Source organism: Aeromicrobium sp., assembly GCF_049587115.1.
Classification (GTDB): Bacteria; Actinomycetota; Actinomycetes; order Propionibacteriales; family Nocardioidaceae; genus Aeromicrobium.
Map to the genome: position 1 here is coordinate 18641 of NZ_JBAVDI010000035.1, position 15304 is coordinate 33944.

The following is a 15304-nucleotide window of genomic DNA, read 5'->3' on the forward strand; positions in this document are numbered from 1 at the left end:
ACTCAGCCGGTCATCGAGTCAGGCTCGTTGATCGGGAACCAGACCCGAATCTGCGCCCCGCCGCCCTCTGCTTCTTGGATGTCGATCCGCCCGCCGTGCTCCTCGACGATGCCACGAACGATGTACATGCCCAGGCCGCTGCCTGCGCCGGGTCCCGAACGCCAGAACCGACTGAACACCCGTTGTCTCATCTCCTCGGGAATCCCCGGGCCGTTGTCGTGGACCTGCAGCGACACCCCGCCCTTGAAGTCGGCGTGCTGAGTGTTCTGCACGACGACCTCGCGCAGACCGAAGCCATGGCGGAGTGCGTTCTCGACCAGATTCGTCACGACCTGGGTGATGCGGTCGCTGTCGCCCCAGATGAGGTCGAGATCGTCGCCGATCCTCATCTCGAACGGCTCGGCCGAGCCGCCCGAGACATTGGTGAGCACCCGCCGCACGACTTCGTCGAGCTTGACCGGGCCACGGCGCAGGGTCAGTCGACCGGCATCGATGCGGGCTGCGTCCAACAGCTCGGTGATCAGGCGGCTGAGCCGGTCGGCATCGGCGTCGACCGTCTCGAGCATGAGCTGTCGCTGCTCGTCCGAGAACTTGTCCCACTTGGTGAGCAGGGTCGAGGTGAACCCCTTGATGCCCGTGAGCGGGGACCGGAGCTCGTGCGCCACGGTGGCGACGAGGTCGGATCGCTCCCGATCGCGTTGATTGCGCACCCGGGCATTGCGCACGCTGACGACCACGCGGCACACGGGGCCGGCCGCGCTGTTGCGGACCAGGGAGGCGGTGATCAGGTACTCGCTGCCCTTGGGCGACCACCACGCCTGCTCCGAGATTCGCGTCCGGGTCGCGATGCCGTCGTACGGACGGGTGCAGTCGTACCAGGAGTTGCCGCTCAAGTCGTCGAACGGGACGGCCTTGTCCAGGTGCATGCCGATCATCTCGTCACCCTCGGCGCGGGCCATGGCACGGATCCGCTCGTTGACGTACTCCACGGTCCCGTCGGGACCGGCGATGATGACGCCGTCGGGGAAGTCGTCGAGATCCATGGATAGTGAATCTAGTACCTACCGGCTAGGAGAACGAGCCTTGGCAAGTCAACTCTCAGCGAGTCGCCCGAGCACGGGCTGTGGCGTACAGGCACACGGCCGCCGCGGTGGCGAGATTCAGGCTCTCTGCCCGGCCAAATATTGGTACTGCCACCACCCGGTCGGCCAGCTCGCGCGTGGTCTGCGGCAGCCCCCACGCCTCGTTACCCATGAGCCAGGCCGTGGGAGCAGCGAGATCCAGGTCGTCGTCGAACAACGTCACATCGCCGCCGCCATCTGCAGCGAGCAGCGCAAGGCCGGCGTCTCGCAACGCTCCGAGGGCCACGGGCACGTCACGTTCGGTGATCACCGGAAGGTGGAAGACGCTGCCGACCGAAGCCCGCACGGACTTGGGGTTGTATGGATCAACACTGTCGCCGACGAACACGACACCCTCTGCTCCTGCCGCGTCGGCGCAACGGATCACCGCTCCGGCGTTGCCCGGATCGCGGATGTCGGCGCACACCACGACGAAGGTCGGGCCGGACGCCAAAAAGGCAGTCAACGAAGCCTGCGGGATACGGCACCGCGCCACGACGCCTTGCGGTTGGACAGTGTCGGCGATCGCCTCGACGACATCGTCTGCGACCACGTGCCAAGGGACGTCCGAGCGTTCGGCCGCGGCCAGCAGATCGCCCTGCTGGGTCGTCGCGGTGTGGGTCGCGAAGATCTCGACCGTCGCGCCGACCTCCGCCAACGCCTCACGCACGGCCTGCGGGCCCTCAGCGAGGAACTCCCCCGTCTCGGCCCGAAACGCACGAGTGGCGAGCCGCCTGATGTGCTTGACCCGTCCGGAACGGACGGTGAGCTCACCGGGCGTGCTCGCCACTGCGTACGGGTGCCGCGGTCAGGCCGCGGCGCCGTCCTTCGGCGCGTTGACGTCGGCCGGAAGGTTGTCCTTCGCGGTCTTGACGAGCGCGGAGAACGCTGCCGGCTCGTTGACCGCGAGCTCGGCGAGGATCTTGCGATCGACCTCGACACCTGCGGCCTTGAGGCCCTGGATGAAGCGGTTGTAGGTCATGCCCTCGGCGCGGACGGCAGCATTGATGCGCTGAATCCAGAGCCGACGGAAGTCTCCCTTGCGCGCCTTGCGGTCGCGGTAGGAGTAGACGAGCGAGTGGGTGACCTGCTCCTTGGCCTTGCGATAGAGCCGCGAACGCTGACCGCGGTAGCCCGCAGCGCGCTCCAGTGTCTGGCGGCGCTTCTTCTGTGCATTGACAGAGCGCTTGACGCGTGCCATCTCAGTTCTCCTTCAAAGTTTTCGGTATGTCGGGGGCGCGGTCAGAGACCGAGCATCTTCTTCACGCGCGGGACGTCCGCCTTGGCGACGTCGGTCGAACCTTCCAGCCGACGCTTGCGTGCCGAGGACTTGACCTCGAGCAGGTGGCGACGGTTGGTCTGCTCGCGACGCAGCTTGCCGCTTCCGGTGAGCTTGACTCGCTTCTTCATCCCCGAGTGGGGCTTGAACTTCGGCATCTATGCCTCCATGTCTGGGTCGAGGTTCTCGGAACGCCGACGTGGCTTCTTGGGTGTTGCAATCTTCTGGACGGCCTCGCGATGTGCCTTGACCTCGGCTGCCTCGGCATCCTTCTCGGCGGCCTTGGCGGCAGTGGTCTTGACCTTCTCGGCCTTGACCTCTGCCTGTGCTTCGGACTTCTTCTTGTGCGGTCCCAGCACCATCGTCATGTTGCGACCGTCCTGGCGGGCGTTGGATTCGATGAAACCGAGATCCTCGACGTCGGCGGCAAGCCGCTGGAGCAGGCGGTAGCCCAGCTCGGGTCGGTGCTGCTCGCGCCCGCGGAACATGATCGTGATCTTGACCTTGTCACCGGCCTTCAGGAATCGGACGACGTGACCCTTCTTCGTGTCGTAGTCGTGCTGATCGATCTTGGGACGCAACTTCATCTCTTTGATGATGGTGTTGGTCTGGTTGCGACGGGACTCGCGCGCCTTCTGTGCCGTCTCGTACTTGAACTTGCCGTAGTCCATGAGTCGGCAGACAGGCGGACGAGCTGTCGGAGCCACCTCGACAAGATCGAGATCAGCTTCCGCTGCCAGTCGTAGGGCATCTTCGATGCGGACGATGCCCACCTGTTCACCGCCAGGACCGACGAGGCGTACTTCGGGAACGCGGATTCGATCGTTGACGCGCAGCTCTGTGGTGATGGATCCTCCTGAGATCGTGTGGGAGGCCATGAAAAAATGGCCCCCGTACAAAACGGAAGCCACCAGTGGCGTATTCCCGGAGGACGACGCCGTCGGCCGGACCTGACGTCCTGGATGATTCCAGCACGACATTGACCGGCGTAACCCCAAGGTCAAGGACCAAGCAGGTGGGAGGTGGACCTCCACTTCGCCTCCAAGACTACCAGCGGTGACGTTCCCTTGTGAAATCGAGCAAACGTTGCACGCCTGAAACATCCACGTCGTCGAAGGGAAAAATACAGGCGCCAGGCTGACTGCATGCCGTGGCGCGTACGCACGACCCTCGTCGACCGGCCGGGAAACCTGGCTGGCATCACCTCCGCCTGCGGTCGGTCGGGCGTCAACATCATCGGCCTGCAGATCTTCTCCACACCGCAGCAGGTGATCGACGAGTTCGTCGTCTCCGCGCCCGACGGTTGGACCGATGTGGCGCTCGCGGAGCTGTTCGAGCGGGCCGGGGGCGCCCAGGTCGCGGTGACCCGGGTCGACGACTCTGCTGTCGTCGACGCCCCGACACGCTACCTACGGGGCGTTCACGCTGTGATCGAGGACGGGCGCGACGTCGAGTCGGTCCTGCGGGAGCTGCTGGAGACCGAACCGCCCGACGTCGCGGACTACACCGGCCACGACGTGCTGGACCTGACCCGGCGGGACGGTTCGGTGCTGCGGATCAGCCGGGCCGTGCCGTTCACCGCGGCCGAGCGGACCCGGGCGCAGACACTGCTGTCACTCGTCAGCGACGCCGGTAGCGGCATACCGCTGATCTCGCCCTCGCCCAATCATCAGGTGCCCATCGTGCGGGAGGCGACCCTGTCCGATCTCGAAGGAGTGGCGGCTCTGCACGAGCGGTGCAGCGTCCAGACGCTCTACCACCGCTATCAGGTGCCTCTGCGGATGCCGATGACGACGCGGATGGCACGCCGGCTGGTCGCGCCGGACTCGGGCCAGTCCCTGGTCGTGCAGGTCGGGCTCGATCTTGTCGGTCACGGAGCGCTGGAGCAGGTGGACTCGGAGTGGACCTTCCAGCTGCTGGTCGAGGACGCTTGGCAGGGCAAGGGGCTCGGCACGGTCCTGGTCAAGCAAGCCGCTGCTCGCGCTAAGGCCAGCGGCGCCATCCGTCTGACGTTCGTGACTGCCGGCTCGAACGACATGCTGCTGCGGGCGGTCGGCAACGCCGGCTTCGTCGCTCGGGTCGAGCGGCACGAGGGCAACGTGCACATCACCGTGCCATTGGCGGCCGTGCAGTCCTACGCTGCCGGCTGAGCGCCCGGGCGCTCAGGTGAGCCAGGCCGGGCCGGCTGCGCTGCGTACAAGGCGGTGGCCGGCGGCAAGATGGCGTACATCGTCAGCCTCGACGACCGTGAACGAGTCACTGGCCAGATCCAGCAGGATCGCGGTGGCGTCCTCGTCGAGCGTCGCCCGCGCTGCGTCCCTCCCCAGGATCGGCACGGGTCTCGCCTGCGGGTCCCACCCCGCCATGGTGTCGACGCTGCTGAAGACGAGCAGAGCACGGCGGCCGTCCGCACCCGTCATCAGCACAGCAGCCATGTCGGCGTTCTTGTCACCGGTCGCTGGGGCATCGCCCAGCAGCGCAATGATCGGGACGAACACCCTGGCCGAGGCGAGCGCCGCGACGACCTCGAGTCCGTCGCCGAAGGCAGCGGCCAGCGACGGATCGACGGCCCCATCGTCGCCGGGGAACTGCGGACTCGCCAGTGTGCGGTCGTGAGTCATGCCGACAGCCGCCCGCGCAGATAGTCGACGGCCTCCTGGGCGGACGATCCGTCAGAACCCTGGATGCCGAACAGCATGATGCGGTCGTCATCCGTGGTCACGAGCGTCGGCCACGGCGCGCCGGGGTTCATCGCGACTCCGCGGATGTCGCCCCACGCGATCCGGTGTCGCCGGTAGCCGTTCAGCACCTCGACTCCGTCGTCCCCGGCCCGCACGAAGCTGCGACCGATTCCGTGCAGGAGTGCCAGCACCGCACCGATGATGATCCACAGCGTGACGTCCTCCGCCGGCGTGAACGCGATGTCCGACGGCAGCGACAACCCCACGACGACGGTCAGCACCAGCATCAGGATCGCCACGCCGTACGCCACGGCGCGGGTCCCGCCGGGGCGGAAGGTTCTCAGATCCGACACGCGAGGATGTCCGTCACCAGGATCCCTCGGGCGCCGAGCCCGAACAAGAGGTCCATGACCTTCTGCGCGGCATCCCGCGGGACCATCGACCGCACCGCGACCCAACCCTCGCGATGCAGGGGGGAGACCGTCGGGGACTCGATTCCCGGCGTCAGCTCGACGGCCTTCTCGACCTGGTCGACCCGGATGTCGTAGTCCATCATGACGTAGGTCCGCGCCACGATGACGCTGTCCAGACGGCGCTTGAACACCGCGAACCCATCCGGCTCGGGCGCGTCCTGACGGGTGATGAGCACTGCCTCGGAGGACAGGATCGGCTCGCCGAACACCTCGAGGTCGGCCTGACGCAACGTGCTGCCGGTCTCGACGACGTCCGCAATGGCGTCGGCCACGCCAAGACGCACGGAAGACTCGACGGCGCCGTCCAGGCGTACGACGTCGGCAGTGATGCCGCGTTCGGCCAGATAGGTCTCGACGATGCCCTCGTACGACGTCGCGATCCGGCTGCCGGCGAGGTCGGCGATCGTGGACATGGTGCCGATCGGCGCGGCGAAGCGGAAGGTCGAGGCACCGAAGCCCAGCGCGATGTTCTCGGTGGCGTGTGCCTTGGAGTCCAGGAGCAGGTCACGCCCGGTGATCCCCACGTCGAGCGTGCCCTCGCCCACGTAGATCGCGATGTCGCGCGGACGCAGGTAGAAGAACTCGACGTCGTTGTCGGGATCAAGCGTGACGAGATCCTTGGCGTTGCGGCGCTGCCGGTAGCCGGCCTCCGCCAACATCTGGGCGGCCGACTCGGCCAGCGCGCCCTTGTTCGGAACGGCGATCTTGAGCATGGGTTCTCTTCTCGGGAATTCTGTGACGGTGCGGGAGGCGAAGGCACGGACTGGCGCCGAAGAGCCGATCCGTCACAGATGCGCGTAGACGTCGTCGAGCGTGATTCCGGTGGCGATCATCATGACCTGCGCGTGATAGAGCAGCTGGCTGAGCTCTTCGGCAGCCCGATCGGCTCCCTCGTGCTCGGCGGCCATCCACGATTCGGCGGCCTCCTCGACCAGCTTCTTGCCGATCGCGTGCACGCCAGCATCGAGCTCGGCGACGGTGCGCGAGCCCTCGGGGCGGTTGGCTGCCTTGTCGGACAGCTCGGCGAACAGTGCATCGAAGGTCTTCATTGGCATCAAGTCTATCGGTGGTCTTCGCACCGCTCGGTCGAGCCTGACGTTTCTGTCGTTCAGCAGGTGCAGTCTCGGTGCAGACCCTATGGGCCCCCCGAGGGACTAACCGAGGTCACGCAGGAGGATCCAGGTGCTCAGAGCAGCCTCGACAGCCTCGCGCCCCTTGTCCTCGCGACTGTCCGGCAGGCCGGCCCGATCGAGCGCCTGGGCGTCGTCGTCACAGGTCAACAGGCCGAAGCCGATCGGCACGCCGGTGTCCAGGGCCACCCGGTTCAAACCTTCGGTTGCGGCCGCCGAGACGTACTCGAAGTGGGGCGTGCCACCCCGGATGATGACACCGAGGGCGATCACGGCGTCGAATCCTTGACGGGCGTACGCCTGGCAGATGACGGGGAGCTCGAACGAGCCCGGCGCGCGCGCCAGGGTGACGTCGTCGACACCCGCGTCGGCGAGGGCACGCCGGGCGCCGCCGATCAGCCCGTCCATGACCTCGGTGTGCCAGCTCGATGCGACGATCGCGACCCGCGCGCCGGCAGCGTCCACCGACAGGTCCGGCGCTCCCCCGCCGCTCATGCCGGGTCGACCAGTCCGGGCAGATCGTGACCCATTCGCTCAGCCTTGGTCTGCAGATATCGCAAGCTGTCCTCGTTGGGTGCGATCCGCAGCGGTACTCGTTCGCTGATCTTGACGCCGTAGGCCTCCAGCGCGATGGTCTTGTCCGGATTGTTGGTCAGCAGCCGCGCCGAGGTGACGCCGAGGTCACGCAGGATCTGCGCACCTGCCGCGTAGTCACGCTCGTCCTCACCGAAGCCGAGCTCGAGGTTGGCGTCGACGGTGTCGCTGCCGGAGTCCTGCAGGGCATACGCCTGGAGCTTGTGCAGCAGCCCGATGCCGCGACCCTCGTGACCGCGCAGGTACACCACGATGCCCGCCCCGGCCCTCGTGATCTCGGTCAGCGACAGCTCCAGCTGGGGACCGCAGTCGCACCGCCGGGAGCCGAACACGTCGCCGGTCAGGCACTCGGAGTGGATGCGGGTCAGGACGTCCTCGGTGCCGGGCTCGCCGAAGACCAGCGCGATGTGCTCGGATCCCTCGACCTTGTCTCGGTAGCCGTGAGCCTGGAACTCGCCGAACTCGGTCGGCAGGCGAGTCGTGGCAAGCCGTTGCACCTGGGACTCGTGGAGCCTGAGGTGGATCTGCAGGTCCTCGATCGAGACCAGTGCGATGTCGTGCTCGTCGGCGAACACCCTCAGCTCGGGGGCTCGCATGAGAGTGCCATCGTCGTGGAGCACCTCACCGATGACACCGGCCGGCGTGAGTCCCGCCAGCCGGGCGAAGTCGACGGCCGCCTCGGTGTGTCCGGCTCGCTCGAGCACGCCACCGGGCTTGGCTCGCAGCGGAATGATGTGACCTGGCTGATTGAGCTCGAACGGCTCGGTCGCGGAGTCTGCGAGCACGCGACAGGTACGGGCCCGGTCGGCCGCCGAGATGCCCGTCGTGATGCCGTCCCGGGCATCGATGGAGACGGTGTAGGCCGTGCGCATCTTCTCGCGGTTGTGCGGCGTCATGAGCGGGATCGCCAGCCGGTCCAGGATGTCACCCGTGATGGGGGCACAGATCAGGCCACTGGAGTAGCGGACCAAAAAGGCCATCAGCGAAGGAGTCGCCTTGCTGGCGGCGAAGATGATGTCGCCCTCGTTCTCGCGTCCCTCGTCATCGACCACGACGATGGCCTTGCCGTCGCGGAAGTCCGCGATCGCCCGCTCGATGCTGTCGAGCCGGACGTTCTCGTGCTCACTCATGTGCTGCTCCTTCGGGGTGCGGATCACGATGGGGGGCGCCCAGCAGGCGCTCGACGTACTTGGCGAGGATGTCGACCTCGAGGTTGACCCGGTCACCGGCGGCCCTGCCGCCGAGCGTCGTCTCGGCGAGGGTCGTCGGGATCAACGAGATCGAGAACCACGGCTCGGCTCCGTCCACGACCTCGACCACCGTCAACGAGGTGCCGTCGACCGTGATGGACCCCTTGGCCACGAGGTACTTCGCGAGGTCCGTGGGCAGCCCGATCCGCACGACCTCCCAGTGCTCGCTGGGTGTCCTGTCGATGATCAGCCCCGTGCCGTCGACGTGACCTTGCACGATGTGCCCGCCCAAGCGGTCCCCTGCGCGGGTGGCCCGCTCCAGATTGACCTCGTCACCGACCCGCAGATCCCCCAGCGAGCTCCGCTCCAGCGACTCCCGCATGACGTCGGCAGCGAATGTGCCCGCCCCCTGCGACATGACGGTCAGGCACACGCCGTTGACCGCGATCGAGTCGCCATGCCCTGCGTCCGAGGTGACCAGCGGCCCGCGGATCGTCAGCCGGACGGAATCGCCCAGGCCCTCGACCGCGACGATCGCGCCCTTCTCCTCGATGAGACCGGTGAACATCAGTCGACGTCCTCTCGTTGCGCTCGATCCGGTGATCCGATGATGCGGATGTCGGGACCGATCATGGTCAAGTCGTGCAGCTCGATGGGCCGTTTGTCGGTCAGCGTCGTCGCATCGGACTCCAGGGCTGCGCGGCCGGCACCGAGCAGCGAAGGAGCGAGGTAGCCGATGACGCGATCGATCAGACCAGCGTTCCAGAACGCGCCTGCGAGGCGGGGACCACCTTCGAGCCACACGTGGCGGATCTCGCGGTCGGCGAGCTGGTGCAGGACGTCTGCCGGATCGCGGGACTGGATCAGCAGGGTCGGGGCCGTCTCGTCGAGAACGCGGTACTGGCTCGGAATCGCGCTCTCTCCCATGACGACCCGCAGCGCCTGCTTCTCGTACGGCAGCGGGTGGTCTGCGGTGTCGCGCACCGTCAGCCGAGGGTCATCGGCCAGGATCGTGCCGGTGCCGACGAGGATCGCGTCGGACTCGGCCCGAAAGGTCTGGACGTCCCGCCGCGCCGCCTCTGAGCTGATCCACCTGCTGGTGCCGTCGGGGGCCGCGATGCGTCCGTCGAGCGTCGCAGCGTACTTCCAGGTCACAAAGGGGCGACCCGTGGTCACCGCGAGCGTCCACTCCCGGTTCAGCTCGGTCGCCTCCTCGCCGAGGACACCGGCCTCGACGTCGATGCCCGCCGCGCGCAGGGTCGTCGCGCCGCCAGCCGCCGAGCGGTCCGGGTCGGTCTGGGCGAACACGACCCGCGCGACTCCGGCCTCGAGCAGGGCCTGCGCGCAGGGGCCAGTCCGACCACGGTGGTTGCAGGGCTCAAGGGTCACGATCGCCGTGGCGCCGCGAGCGGCGGCACCTGCGTGACTGATTGCATCGACCTCGGCGTGCCGGGTGCCGGCACCGTGGTGCGCGCCGACGGCGATCTCGCGGCCGTCCGGCGTCAGCAGGACGCAGCCGACACGAGGGTTGGGGAGCGTACGTCCGACACCGCGGGCCGCATCGAGTGCGCGACGCATCGCGCTGATCTCGATCTCGCTGGCCATGAATTCCTCCGGGGTCGTGGTGCTCACGCGTCCCGGGGCTGGAGATGACCTGATCTGTCACCTCGCCGTCCTGGCGCAACGCACCAGAACGTATGTGCCCCTCCCATCCGGACTTTCACCGTCGGCGCTGGAATTCCACCAGCTCAACCGTGGCCTCAACACACAAGACCTCGGGTCGCGGACTGTCACCGCCGGCTCGGAATTGCACCGACCCCGGAGCACGCGAGCGATGTTGCTGCTCGTTGGTCCAAGTCTAGCGCCTGGGGACTGTCAGTGGATGTGATGTCCGGCATGCGCTCGCAGCTCGGCGACCATGGCATCGGGATCGTCGGCGTTGAACACAGCTGATCCGGCCACGAAGACGTCGGCGCCGGCCTCGGCGCATCGCTCGATGGTCTCCAGGGAGACTCCCCCGTCGACCTGCAGCCAGATGTCGCCACCGTGCTTGTCGATCAGCGTTCGGGCGCGGGCGATCTTGGGCAGACACAGATCGAGGAACTTCTGGCCGCCGAAGCCGGGCTCCACCGTCATGATCAGCACCATGTCGAGCTCGGTGAGCATGTCCTCGTACGGCTCGATCGGTGTGGCGGGCTTGAGTGCCATCGAGGCACGTGCGCCTTTGGCGCGGATCTCCCGGGCGAGGCGGATCGGCGCGGCCGCCGCTTCCACGTGAAAGGTGACGCTGCCCGCCCCGGCCTCGACGTACGCCGGTGCCCATCGGTCAGGGTCCTGGATCATCAGGTGCGCGTCGATCGGCTGTCGGGCCACCTTGGCCAGCGCCTCGATCACCGGGAGACCAAGCGTCAGGTTGGGCACGAAGTGGTTGTCCATGACGTCCATGTGCAGCCAGTCTGCCCCGGGGATCCGGGCTGCCTCGCCGGCGAGGTTCGCGAAGTCCGACGCCAACATGCTCGGGGTGATCTGGAGACTCATGGCGCCAGCGTAGTGGTGCGGTCAGGAGCGCGCGCCTAGACGCAACGGAGTCACTCTCGGACTGGATCACGACAGCGCCGCAGCCGGCCTGAGGCTTCAGCCGTCGCGACGCAGGACGGCACAGAACATGGCATCCGTCGCGTCGACGTGTGGCCACCACTGATGAGTGGACTCGACCTGCACGTCAGGGCGCCCGGCCAGCACGCCGTCAACGATCTCGGTCGTCTCCCGGACGTGCGGCGAGCAGGTCGCGTAGACCACGACTCCCCCGGGACGGACGAGCTCGAAGGCCCGGCCCAGCAGCGCGCGTTGCAGGGGCACGAGCTTGTCCAGATCAGCTTCGGTGCGGCGCCAGCGAGACTCGGGACGGCGTCGCAGAGCGCCGAGACCCGTGCACGGAGCGTCGACCAGCACGCGGTCGAAGGACGCCTCCGCCCACGGACCTGACCGACCGTCTGCCGTGGTGACTTCGACATTGTCCAGCTGGCGCACTCCTTGCCGCACCAGCGTGGCCCGATGCTCGAGGATCTCGTTGGCCACCAGCTGCGCTCCTCGCTGCGCGGCCAACGCGCCCAGAAGGGCGGCCTTGCCACCCGGCCCGGCGCACAGGTCGAGCCAGCGGTCGTCCTGGCCCTCCAGGCGAGCCTCAGCCAGCGCAATGGCGACGAGCTGCGAACCCTCGTCCTGCACCCCGGCTCGGCCGTCGCGCACCTGCGGGATGGCACCGGGATCGCCACCGTCCTGGAGAATCCGGGCGTACGGGGAGAGCTTGCCAGTCACGCCCGGCAGATCCTCCGGGCTGCAGAGGCCCGGTCTCGCGACCAGCGTCACCCGCGGTGGCGCGTTGTCGGCCGCCAGCAGCTTGTCGATCTGGGCCGCGTGGCCGCCGAGGGCCTTGCGGAGTGCCGCGACGATCCACAGCGGGTGCGACGTCCGCACGGCCCGAGCCTCATCACCCTCCAGCCCGTCCGTGACGATCTCGAGCCAGCCCTCGAGATCCTTCTGGCCGATCTTGCGCAACAGGGCGTTGGCGAAGTGGACCGGCTTGTGGCCGATTTCGCGGCGAACGATGTCGACCGTGGTCGAGACGGCCGCGTGCGCGGGCACCCGCGTGCTCAACAGCTGGTGGGTGCCGAGCCGCAGCGCGTCGAGGACGGGCGGGTCGATCGAAGCCAAGCCCTTGCTCGCGACGTGTCCGATGATCGCGTCGTAGGTGCCCTGGCGGCGGACCGTGCCGTGCACGAGCTCGGTCGCAAAGGCCGCGTCCCGGCCCTCGAGGTGGTGCTCGGCGAGCATGTCGGGCAGCACCAGGTTGACGTACGCGTCGCGCTCAGCGACAGCTCGGAGCGCATGGAACGCGATCAGGCGGGATGGATCGGTCATGTCGCAGCCTTCCAGAGCGCCAGCTTGCTGTCAGTCATTCGAATGCCGCATCAGCAGGGAACTGCGTCCCGCGCGCCCAGTCCGGGGCGGCCATCCGCTTCTTGCCGATCGCCTGCACCTCCCCCAGCAGGAGGTCGGTCGTCGTCGTCCCGACCCGAACCTCCCGCTTGCCGATCCGCAGCTGGCCCGGTACCAGGGTGCGCTCGTCGGCAATAGTCACCGGCCCCACCTTGACCCTGTCGGCGCTGCCACCGGACCCGGAAACAGGAAGCAGGGTCCACGCTCCCGGGGCCGGGGTACAGCCACGAATGTGCCGATCGATCGCGAAGGCGGGTCGGCACCAGTCGATCCGGCCCTCCTCAGTGGTCAGCTTCGGCGCATACGAGATGTTGTCCTCGGGTTGCGGCACTGCGGCGATGTCGCCGTCCTCGATGTGGTCGACGACGTCGACCAGCAGCGTGCTGCCCCAGTCGGCCAGTCGCGCAAGGAGCTCCGCAGAGGTGTCCTCGGCACGGATGCGCTCGGTGATCGAGCCGAGTACCGGGCCGGCATCGAGCTCCTCGACCAGGCTGAAGACCGTCGCGCCGGTGACCTCGTCACCGGCCATGATCGCCCGCTGGACCGGTTCAGCACCTCGCCAGGCGGGCAGCACGGAGAAGTGCAGGTTGATCCAGCCGTATGACGGGATGTCGAGTGCCTCGCGACGAATCAGCGCACCGTAGGCGACGATCGGGATGCAGTCCGGCGCGATGTCCCGAAGCCGAGCCATGAAGTCCGGGTCCGAGGGCTTGACCGGCTTGAGCACCTCGATTCCGTGTGCGGACGCCGCAAGCGCAACCGGGGACGGGGTGAGGGTGCGGCCTCGGCCTGCTGGCGCATCGGGGCGGGTGACCACGGCGACCACGTCGTGTCGGCTCGCCACCAGAGCGTCAAGGGTCGGCAGGGCCGTCTCGGGCGTACCAGCGAAGACGACTCTCACGGCGTCAAGTCTAGGTGTCGCCGAGGAGCTCCCCGCGTGCGGTGACCCAGCGCAGCAGGAGGACTCGCCCTGGACGCCGGATCACCACGTCGCAGGGTCGATCTGGATGCGCAGAGCGGGCAGCTTGGCAGCGCTGCGCTCGGCCGCGAGCGCGGACAACGCCCGGGCGAGGGCGGCCCCTTCGCGGCGTGGAGCACGCAGGATCATCTGCTCCCCCGCCTCGTGCGACCGTTGATCGACCGGCACGGGGCCGAGGACCTCGGTGTTGGGAGTCCATTGGCGCTCGACGACACCGCGCAGCGCGTCGTCAGGGCCTGCGATCGTTGCGAGTCGAGCAGTGGGCGGCAGATGGGTCTCGGCGCGGCCGGCGAGCTCGCGCGCGGCGAATCCGGCTGGATCGGCTCGGACCAGGGCCTGCAGGATCTGGGGGTCGCCCACCGCGACCGCCTTGCCGCCCGGGCGTGCCAGCGCCAAGGCGTTGAACCAGCGCCGATGTGACTCCTCCTCGACGCGCACATCCTCACGCCCCAGCATCAGCCAGGTGTCGAGCAGGATCACGACGTCGTAACCGCCCTCGACGTGGGGCTCGGCACCCGGTGTCGCCAGGACCAACCGGTGGCCCGGCTCGATCCGGTCGAGAATCGTCCGTCCGCCCGATGTCACGATCTCGAGAGCGGGGAAGGCCCGGGCGAACTCCTCCGCGGTGCGCAGGGCGCCGACGACCGGCGAGCGCAGAGTGGTCCCGTGACAATGCACGCACGCCCACGGGGACGCGCCGAGACCGCACCAGCGGCAGGTGATCGGAGCCGACGCCGACGGCTGTCCCAGTGGTCCCCGGCAGGCGGTGCACCGAGCGGGCTGCCGGCAGGTCTGGCAGGACAATGAATCGCGGTAGCCGCGCCGCGGCACCTGGATCAGGACCGCCCCCGCGGCCGCTCGGACGGCCTTGAACGCCTCCTGCGGGAGCCGGACGGGGGCCGCACCCGCAGTCGATCCATCGGTCACGGCGAGCCGAGGCCAGGCTCGCCGGCGCTCCCGCTGCTCCGCGGCCAGTTCCACGCACCACTGACTGTCAATCAACGACTGCCCCTCGGCCGTGCGCGCGTAGCCCCCGATCAGCACGGCAGTGTCCTGTGCGGCGGCGCGCAGCAGCAGCACCTCGCGGGCGTGCGGATAGGGCGAGCGAGGTTCGGCGTACAGATCGTCCCCGTCGTCCCACATCGCGACCAGACCGAGATCGCGGACCGGCGCGAATGCCGCGGCCCGAGTGCCCAGCACCACCGGGACCTCGCCGCGTGACAGCATGAGGAACGAGCGGTAGCGCTGCTCGGCGGGCTGCCCGGCCGTCAGAGCAACGTGTTGTCCGGGACCGAGGACCTCGGCGAACACCGCATCCCATCGGGCCACGTCGCGCACGTCGGGAACGCAGACCACAGCGCCGCGGCCGGAACCGATCGTGGCGAGGACTGCCTCGGCCAGCACCCGCGCCGGATCGTCACCCGGCACCGCCGTCCAGACCGCACGCGGGCGCTCGCCGGCGCGGAGCGCGGCCACGAAGCTCAGTCCGTGGACGTATCTCTGCCAGCCCGCGGCGGTGCCGACGGGAGGTACAGCTGCCACGACCTCGCCTCGACGTGCCTCGGCCCGCGCGTGCCGCGGCGGGATCGCCAGTCGCAGGACGTCGCCCAGGGTGCCGGCATAGCGATCAGCAACGGCACGCGCCAGAGCCAGCACCTCCGGGTGGAGCACCGGCTCGGCCGAGACGACCTTGGCGATGAATCCGAGCCGACCGCCATGGGCGCTGCTGGCGACCCGCTCGACGATGTAGCCGTCGACCGCACGGCCGGCGAAGCGCACCTTGACCCGGCATCCCGCGACGGCCAGCTCGTCCAGTGCCGCTGGGACGAGGTAGTCGAAGAATCGATCGAGATGGGCG

The 15304-nt window shown here is 68.3% G+C and carries 18 protein-coding genes and 1 riboswitch; of the genes, 1 reads left to right on the plus strand and 17 read right to left on the minus strand.

Annotated features, from left to right (window positions below; genetic code table 11):
* Nucleotides 1-2: 2 nt before the first annotated feature.
* From WB461_RS03850 to infC, 5 genes are read right to left on the minus strand one after another with little or no spacing between them, the layout of a single operon-like run.
* A complete protein-coding gene (locus tag WB461_RS03850; RefSeq protein WP_423851397.1) occupies nt 3-1043 on the minus strand; it encodes an ATP-binding protein in 1041 nt (346 codons plus the stop codon).
* Nucleotides 1044-1098: 55 nt separating this feature from the next.
* Entirely contained in the window at nt 1099-1911 is an 813-nt protein-coding gene (locus tag WB461_RS03855; protein ID WP_423851398.1) for a TrmH family RNA methyltransferase, read from the minus strand.
* A gap of 18 nt (nt 1912-1929) precedes the next feature.
* Nucleotides 1930-2322: a 50S ribosomal protein L20 gene (rplT, locus tag WB461_RS03860; protein ID WP_118395637.1), complete on the minus strand. Its 393-nt coding sequence runs from the start codon at nt 2320-2322 to the stop codon at nt 1930-1932.
* Nucleotides 2323-2363: 41 nt separating this feature from the next.
* Nucleotides 2364-2558 (minus strand): 50S ribosomal protein L35, encoded by a 195-nt coding sequence (gene rpmI / locus WB461_RS03865; RefSeq protein WP_423851399.1) that lies wholly within the window; start codon nt 2556-2558, stop codon nt 2364-2366.
* Nucleotides 2559-3278, minus strand: a complete 720-nt coding sequence (gene infC, locus WB461_RS03870; protein ID WP_423851400.1) for a translation initiation factor IF-3 — start codon at nt 3276-3278, stop codon at nt 2559-2561.
* A 267-nt stretch (nt 3279-3545) separates the two neighbouring features.
* Here infC and WB461_RS03875 point away from each other — a divergent pair, with 267 nt between their 5' ends.
* Nucleotides 3546-4550, plus strand: a complete 1005-nt coding sequence (locus tag WB461_RS03875; protein WP_423851401.1) for a GNAT family N-acetyltransferase — start codon at nt 3546-3548, stop codon at nt 4548-4550.
* 12 nt (nt 4551-4562) lie between these two features.
* On the opposite strand, the gene WB461_RS03880 is transcribed toward WB461_RS03875, so the two are convergent.
* The 12 genes from WB461_RS03880 to WB461_RS03935 form a co-directional block, all read right to left on the minus strand.
* Nucleotides 4563-5021, minus strand: coding sequence for an SseB family protein (locus WB461_RS03880; RefSeq protein WP_423851402.1), 459 nt, complete (start codon nt 5019-5021; stop codon nt 4563-4565).
* Complete coding sequence (locus WB461_RS03885) at nt 5018-5434, minus strand: PH domain-containing protein (RefSeq protein ID WP_423851403.1); 417 nt, start codon at nt 5432-5434, stop codon at nt 5018-5020. Before WB461_RS03885 ends, WB461_RS03880 begins: the two co-directional genes overlap by 4 nt.
* Nucleotides 5422-6267 carry an ATP phosphoribosyltransferase gene (gene hisG, locus WB461_RS03890; protein WP_423851404.1) on the minus strand — a complete coding sequence of 282 codons (846 nt, stop codon included), beginning with the start codon at nt 6265-6267 and terminating at the stop codon, nt 5422-5424. The genes WB461_RS03885 and hisG overlap by 13 nt, the downstream gene beginning before the upstream one ends.
* A 72-nt stretch (nt 6268-6339) precedes the next feature.
* Nucleotides 6340-6609 (minus strand): phosphoribosyl-ATP diphosphatase, encoded by a 270-nt coding sequence (locus tag WB461_RS03895; RefSeq protein WP_423851405.1) that lies wholly within the window; start codon nt 6607-6609, stop codon nt 6340-6342.
* Nucleotides 6610-6708: 99 nt separating this feature from the next.
* Nucleotides 6709-7179 carry a 6,7-dimethyl-8-ribityllumazine synthase gene (gene ribH / locus WB461_RS03900; protein ID WP_423851406.1) on the minus strand — a complete coding sequence of 157 codons (471 nt, stop codon included), beginning with the start codon at nt 7177-7179 and terminating at the stop codon, nt 6709-6711.
* Entirely contained in the window at nt 7176-8408 is a 1233-nt protein-coding gene (locus WB461_RS03905; RefSeq protein WP_423851407.1) for a bifunctional 3,4-dihydroxy-2-butanone-4-phosphate synthase/GTP cyclohydrolase II, read from the minus strand. The genes ribH and WB461_RS03905 overlap by 4 nt, the downstream gene beginning before the upstream one ends.
* The gene (locus tag WB461_RS03910) at nt 8401-9036 is read right to left on the minus strand and encodes a riboflavin synthase (protein WP_423851408.1); all 636 of its coding nucleotides are present in this window, start codon (nt 9034-9036) and stop codon (nt 8401-8403) included. The genes WB461_RS03905 and WB461_RS03910 overlap by 8 nt, the downstream gene beginning before the upstream one ends.
* Nucleotides 9036-10073, minus strand: coding sequence for a bifunctional diaminohydroxyphosphoribosylaminopyrimidine deaminase/5-amino-6-(5-phosphoribosylamino)uracil reductase RibD (gene ribD / locus WB461_RS03915; RefSeq protein ID WP_423851413.1), 1038 nt, complete (start codon nt 10071-10073; stop codon nt 9036-9038). Before ribD ends, WB461_RS03910 begins: the two co-directional genes overlap by 1 nt.
* A 91-nt stretch (nt 10074-10164) precedes the next feature.
* Nucleotides 10165-10298, minus strand: a riboswitch (FMN riboswitch).
* A 45-nt stretch (nt 10299-10343) separates the two neighbouring features.
* Entirely contained in the window at nt 10344-11006 is a 663-nt protein-coding gene (gene rpe, locus WB461_RS03920) for a ribulose-phosphate 3-epimerase (RefSeq protein WP_423851409.1), read from the minus strand.
* A gap of 96 nt (nt 11007-11102) precedes the next feature.
* Nucleotides 11103-12389, minus strand: a complete 1287-nt coding sequence (locus tag WB461_RS03925; protein ID WP_423851410.1) for an RsmB/NOP family class I SAM-dependent RNA methyltransferase — start codon at nt 12387-12389, stop codon at nt 11103-11105.
* A 34-nt stretch (nt 12390-12423) separates the two neighbouring features.
* A complete protein-coding gene (gene fmt / locus WB461_RS03930; RefSeq protein ID WP_423851411.1) occupies nt 12424-13368 on the minus strand; it encodes a methionyl-tRNA formyltransferase in 945 nt (314 codons plus the stop codon).
* Nucleotides 13369-13449: 81 nt separating this feature from the next.
* A partial coding sequence (locus tag WB461_RS03935; protein ID WP_423851412.1) for a primosome assembly protein PriA occupies nt 13450-15304 on the minus strand: 1855 nt, incomplete at its 5' end.